This window comes from Desulfobacteraceae bacterium (genome assembly GCA_022340425.1).
Taxonomy (GTDB): domain Bacteria; phylum Desulfobacterota; class Desulfobacteria; order Desulfobacterales; family JAABRJ01; genus JAABRJ01.
The window spans coordinates 1-5825 of the sequence record JAJDNY010000116.1 but is presented as its reverse complement, the minus strand read 5'-3'; the positions used below and the strand labels follow the sequence as shown (position 1 = coordinate 5825).

The following is a 5825-nucleotide window of genomic DNA, read 5'->3' as shown; positions in this document are numbered from 1 at the left end:
GCCGCGGGCCACCGCCGCCTTCAGGTCGACGTTGGTGGCCGCCACCACCCGCACGTCCAGGGTCAGGGGGTGGCTGCCGCCGATGCGCTCGATGGTGCCCTCCTGCAGGCAGCGCAGCAGCTTGACCTGCATCGCCAGGGGCAGCTCACCGATTTCGTCCAGCAAGACCGTGCCGCCGTCGGCCTGCTCGAACTTGCCGATCTTGCGCCCCACCGCCCCGGTGAAGGCCCCCTTTTCGTGGCCGAAGAGTTCGCTTTCCAGCAGGTTCTCGGGAATCGCGCCGCAGTTGACGATCACCAGCGGCTTTGCGGCGCGCGGGCTGAGGTCGTGCAGGGCGTGGGCGACCATCTCCTTGCCGGTGCCCGACTCGCCGGTGACCAGCACCGGGTAGTCGCTGGCGCTCACCTTGCGGATCAGCTCAAATAAGGTCTGCATCACCGGGGAGACCCCCAGCATGCCGCAGAGCGTGCCGCAGTGGTCGGTTTGCTGGCGCAGCTCGCGGTTGGCCGTCTCCAGGGCCTGCAGCCGGAAGGTGCGGCTCAGGATGATCTCCAGGATTTTGAGGTCGATGGGTTTTTCGCAGAAGTCCACCGCCCCCAGGGCCACGGCCTTGAGGGCGGTCTCCTGCTCGCTGTTGCCGGTGATGACCACGACCCGGGTGTGGGGTGCCAGCGTGGGGAGTTCTTCCAGCAGTTTGAGCCCTTCCCGGGGGCTGTCGGGGTGCGGGGGCAGGCCGAGATCGAGAGTGGCCACCGCAAAGGCCCCCGCGCCCAGGAGCTTGCGGGCGGTGTGGGCCTCGCCGGCGACGGTGATCTCGTAGGTCTCGCTCAGGGCCCACTTGAGCTGCTTGGCCACCGAGGCCTCGTCTTCGATGATCAACAGCCGGTCTTTTTTCACATCATTTCCCCCGAAAGAAAACTTTTCGCGACCGGTTGTATTCAAAATACCGCCCTTCTGTCAACGCTTCTCATATCACCGGGGGGGCGGTAGACCGCCGGCGGCGCCCCAAAAAAACCCTTGACATTGGGATGGGTATTTTTTAGGATCCAAAAACTGTCTGAGTACTCAGTTGGGAACCACACCGTTTGGGGAGCGGCATGACCAAGAAGGATGACATTTTGGAGGCGGCCAACCTCCTCTTTGCCCGCAAGGGGTTCAAGGACACCTCCATGGCGGAGGTCTCCAAGCTCACCGGGGCCGCCGAGGGCACCATTTTCTACCATTTCAAGACCAAGGAGGGGATTTTTCTCTCGATTCTGGAGAAGGTCAAGGAGGACATCACCGCCGAGTTCAGCGCCTACCGGAAGGCGCGTGAATTCCGCAACGGGCTGGAGATGATGGCGGGTGCCGTCGCCTTTTACCTTCACCAGGTGGGCCAGATGGAGGACCGCTTTCTGATCCTCTACCGCCACTACCCCTACGAACTGGCCCGCACCAACCCCCGCTGCCGCGACAACCTGACCGCCATCTACGAGTGCCTGCTGGACATATTCGAGGAGGCGATTCTCACCGGTCAGAAGGACGGCTCCATCCGCCCGGGGGCTTCGCGCAAAACCGCGATGCTGATTTTCGCCATGCTGGACGGTTTGGTGCGCCTGAACATATACAACCTCTACGATGCCGGGGCTCTCTATAATGACCTGCAGGCGGCCTGCCATCGGATTTTAAGGAACCCTTAAACAAAAGGAGCCGGATCGGGTGATGTTGCTAAAACTGTTTCCCTTCATCGCATGGTTCAAGACCTACGGGACCGAAGACCTGCGGCGTGATGCCATCTCGGGGCTGACGGTCGCGCTGGTTCTGATTCCCCAGTCCATGGCCTACGCCCAGTTGGCCGGGCTGCCGCCCTACTTCGGGCTTTACGCCTCCTTCCTGCCGCCGATGGTGGCGGCGCTTTTCGGCTCCAGCCGGCAGCTGGCCACCGGACCGGTGGCGGTGGTGTCGTTGATGACCGCCGCCTCGCTGGAGCCGCTGGCTACCGCCGGCAGCAGCGGCTACATCGCCTATGCCATCCTGCTGGCGCTGATGGTCGGGGTTTTCCAGCTGGCGCTGGGCGTGCTGCGCCTGGGGCTGGTGGTCAACTTCCTCTCCCACCCGGTGGTCAACGGCTTTACCAACGCCGCCGCCCTGATCATCGCCACATCGCAGCTCTCCAAAATCTTCGGCGTCTACGTGGACAAGGGCGAGCACCACTACGAGACCATCATCGCGGTCTGCAGGGCGGCCATCCACCACACCCACTGGCCGACCTTCTTTATGGGGACCCTGGCCTTCGCCATCATGTATGGGCTCAAACGCTTCCTTCCCCGCTTCCCCAACGTGCTGGCGGCGGTGGTGGTGACCATCCTGATCTCCTGGGGGACGGGTTTCCAGCATGATGTCCGGGTGGACCTGAATGCCATCGCCGTCCCCAAGATCCACGAACTCGTCAACAGCTTCAATTCGGCGGTCAATGAGGTCCCGCGCCTGGCGGAGACGCGTACCGCGGCCAACGAGCGGCTCACCCGGGCGCACGAGGCCAAAGACGCCATGGCGATCCTTGATGCCGAGCACGAGGCCAGTCTGATCAATCTCCGGATCGAGCGTCTCAACCACGAGGCGCACGTTGTCCGGGAACTGTTGCGGGAGCTGTTGCTGGTGGGTGTCAACAAACCCGACGGTAGCCAACAGTTTTTCGTCCGCGGCGAGGAGCCCGCCGGGCTTGCCACCGACGGCCGCATCTGGCGGATGCGGGTGGGCAACAAACCGCTTGCAACCGATGCGCTGGTGATGATGGGCGGCGGCGACGTGGTGGGGGTCGTGCCCCGCGGGGTGCCCTCCCTGTCCGTGCCCGAGATCAATTTCGGGGTCCTGCTGCGCCTTTTTCCCTATGCGGCCATCATCTCCCTGCTGGGCTTCATGGAGGCGATCTCCATCGCCAAGGCCATGGCCGGCAAGACCGGGCAGCGCCTGGACCCCAACCAGGAGCTGATCGGCCAGGGGCTGGCCAATATCCTGGGGTCCATGGCCAAAAGCTACCCCACCTCGGGCTCCTTTTCGCGTTCGGCAGTCAACCTCCAGGCCGGGGCCGTCACCGGTCTCTCCAGCGTCTTTACCAGCCTGGCGGTGGTGGTCGTGCTGCTTTTTTTTACACCCCTGCTCTACCACCTGCCCCAGTCGGTGCTGGCCGCCGTCATCATGATGGCGGTCATCGGCCTGGTCAACGTTTCCGGTTTCGTGCACGCCTGGGAGGCCCAGTGGTATGACGGGGCCATTTCCATCGCGACCTTTATCTTCACCCTGGTCTTCGCCCCGCATCTGGACAAGGGCATCATGATCGGGGTGGTTCTCTCGCTTATGGTCTTTCTCTACAAGAGCATGCGGCCCAGTGTGGTGTCGCTGGCCCGCACGGAAGATGAAGCCCTGCGCTGCGCACTGACCCACGGCCTTCAGGAGTGCCCCCACATTTCGGTGATCCGCTTCGACGGGCCGCTTTTTTTCGCCAACGCCAGCTACCTGGACGACCAGATCACCGAGCTGATGCTCACCAAACGGCAGCTGCGCCACATCGTCATCGCTTCCAACGGGATAAACGATATTGACGCTTCCGGTGAAGAAACGTTATCATTGTTAGTGGATCGCATTCGCAGCGCGGGGGTGGAGATTTCCTTCAGCGGGGTCAACGAGTCCGTCATGGAGGTCTTCAAACGCACCCATCTGCTGGCCAAGATCGGCACCGACCATATCTTTGCGACCATGGAAAGGGCCATCGCGGCGATTCACGCGGACGCCCACCGTGACAGCACCGAAGAGGCCTGTCCGCTCGTAACCGTCTGCCACCTCGCCTGAAGCGGCCATTATACCAAAGGGGGATTCGCATGTCCGTTATTTCACTGTTCAGCGGCGTGTTTTGCAAGGAGGAGGCGGTTGCCCGGGAAATTCTCGAGAAAACCGGCTACCGCAAGATCGACGACGAGGAGGTCATCGCCGGTGCCAGCCGGCTTTCCGGCATGCCTGCCAAAAAGATCCGGCGGGCCTTTTCCGGCCGCACGTCGGTGTTCAACAAATTCACCCATGAAAAGGAAAACGCCATCGCCCACATGCGCCTTTCACTGGCCGAGCTGCTGGCGGAGGATGATTTCCTGCTCTGCGGCTTTAGCCTTCATTTGGTGCCCCGCAAGGTCAGCCACACCCTGCGGGTGTGCCTGATCGCCAGCGTCAGCTCACGGATCGCCGAGGGGCAATCCGCCCGCGGGGTCTCCGCCAAGGAGGCGCTGCGGATCATCCGGCACGAGGATATGGAGCGCGCCGCCTGGGTGGAAGCCATCCATGGCGTCAAAGACCCTTGGCAAACCGATCTCTATGACATCGTCGTGCCCATGGACAAGGAAACGGTCGCCCAGGCCGCCGCCCTGATCGATGAGTACCGGGGCAGCCAGGCGGTGGCACCCACGGCGGCTTCCCGCCAGGCGGTGGCCGATTTCCGGCTGGCCGCCCAGGTGGAGGTCCGCCTCGCCGCCGAGGGGCACGATGTCGGCGTTACGGCCGCCCAGGGGGTCGTGACCTTGACCATCAACAAACACGTGCTGATGCTCAACCGCCTGGAAGAGGAGTTGGCGGCCATCGTCAAGCAGGTACCGGGGGTGACCGCGGTTCAGACCCGTGTGGGGAAAGATTTTTACCAGTCGGACATCTATCGCAAATTCGATTTCCAGCTTCCCTCCAAGCTGCTGCTGGTGGACGACGAGCGCGAGTTCGTCGAGACCCTTTCCGAGCGCCTGCTGATGCGCGACATGGGCTCGGCCGTGGCCTATGACGGCGAAACGGCCCTCAGCCTGGTCCAGGAGGATGAGCCCGAGGTGATGATCCTGGATCTCAAGATGCCCGGCATCGACGGCATCCAGGTGCTGCGCCAGGTCAAATCCACCCGCCCGGAGATCGAGGTGATCATTCTGACGGGGCACGGCAGCGAGGCCGATCGCGAGGTCTGCATGCAGCTGGGGGCCTTTGCCTACCTGCAGAAGCCGGTGGATATCGACGTCCTCAGCGACACGCTCAAGCGCGCCAACGCGAAGATCCAGGAGCGCAAAAAGTCCGTCGAATAGCCTGTCCGGGTATCCGGGGGCACCCGCCCCGGTTAAAAATAAGGAAATCGTGCATGGCGCTGTGGGCCAAATTCAAACCGGATTTTTGGGAGCGACCCGAAGGCCAGGACTGGCCCTTCAAGCACATGTTCGATTTCCGCCGCATCTGGAAGCGCGCCGTGCTGCTGATTGCCGGGGTCGCCCTGGTGCCATTGGTGATCATCACCGCGGTGGACTACAACGTCACCCAGAAAGCCATTGTCTCCGATGTCCTGTTGCAGACCTCCCGGCTGGTGTCCAACACCAAACTGTCGATCTCCTTTTTTCTCACCGGTCGGGCCGCCGCGCTGCAATTTATCGTGGAGGACAACGGCATCGCGGCGCTGAAGGACCCCCGGCGGCTGGCAGAGATACTCGGGCACCTGAAAACCGCCTTCGGCGGCTTTGTGGACCTCGGGGTGGTCGATTCCGGCGGCGACCAGCGCTACTATGCCGGTCCCTACGCGCTGACGGGGGTGAACTACCGTGACCAGGGCTGGTTTCAGGAGGTGGTCGGCCGGGGGGTTTTCGTCAGCGACGTTTTCCTGGGGTTTCGCAATGTGCCGCACATCATCATCGCCATCAAACACCACCTGCCGGACGGGACCTTTTTCATCCTGCGGGCGACGTTGGACACCGCCCGCTTCAACGAGCTGATCTCCAATGTGGCGGTCAGGGGGCAGGGCGACAAGTTCATCATCAACCTCAACGGCCAGCTGCAGA

General features: G+C 62.7%; 5 protein-coding genes. 4 read left to right on the top strand and 1 reads right to left on the bottom strand.

Annotated elements, in window-relative coordinates; genetic code table 11:
- On the bottom strand, positions 1-897 hold an 897-nt coding region (locus LJE63_10145; protein ID MCG6906973.1), incomplete at its 3' end, for a sigma-54 dependent transcriptional regulator.
- A 200-nt stretch (positions 898-1097) separates the two neighbouring features.
- Here LJE63_10145 and LJE63_10140 point away from each other — a divergent pair.
- From LJE63_10140 to LJE63_10125, 4 genes are all read left to right on the top strand, one after another.
- Positions 1098-1679, top strand: a complete 582-nt coding sequence (locus tag LJE63_10140; GenBank protein MCG6906972.1) for a TetR/AcrR family transcriptional regulator — start codon at positions 1098-1100, stop codon at positions 1677-1679.
- A 22-nt stretch (positions 1680-1701) separates the two neighbouring features.
- The gene (locus tag LJE63_10135) at positions 1702-3828 is read left to right on the top strand and encodes an STAS domain-containing protein (protein MCG6906971.1); all 2127 of its coding nucleotides are present in this window, start codon (positions 1702-1704) and stop codon (positions 3826-3828) included.
- Between the two features lie 29 nt (positions 3829-3857).
- Entirely contained in the window at positions 3858-5084 is a 1227-nt protein-coding gene (locus LJE63_10130) for a response regulator (GenBank protein MCG6906970.1), read from the top strand.
- A 53-nt stretch (positions 5085-5137) separates the two neighbouring features.
- The coding region (locus LJE63_10125) for a two-component sensor histidine kinase (protein ID MCG6906969.1) at positions 5138-5825 on the top strand (688 nt) is incomplete at its 3' end.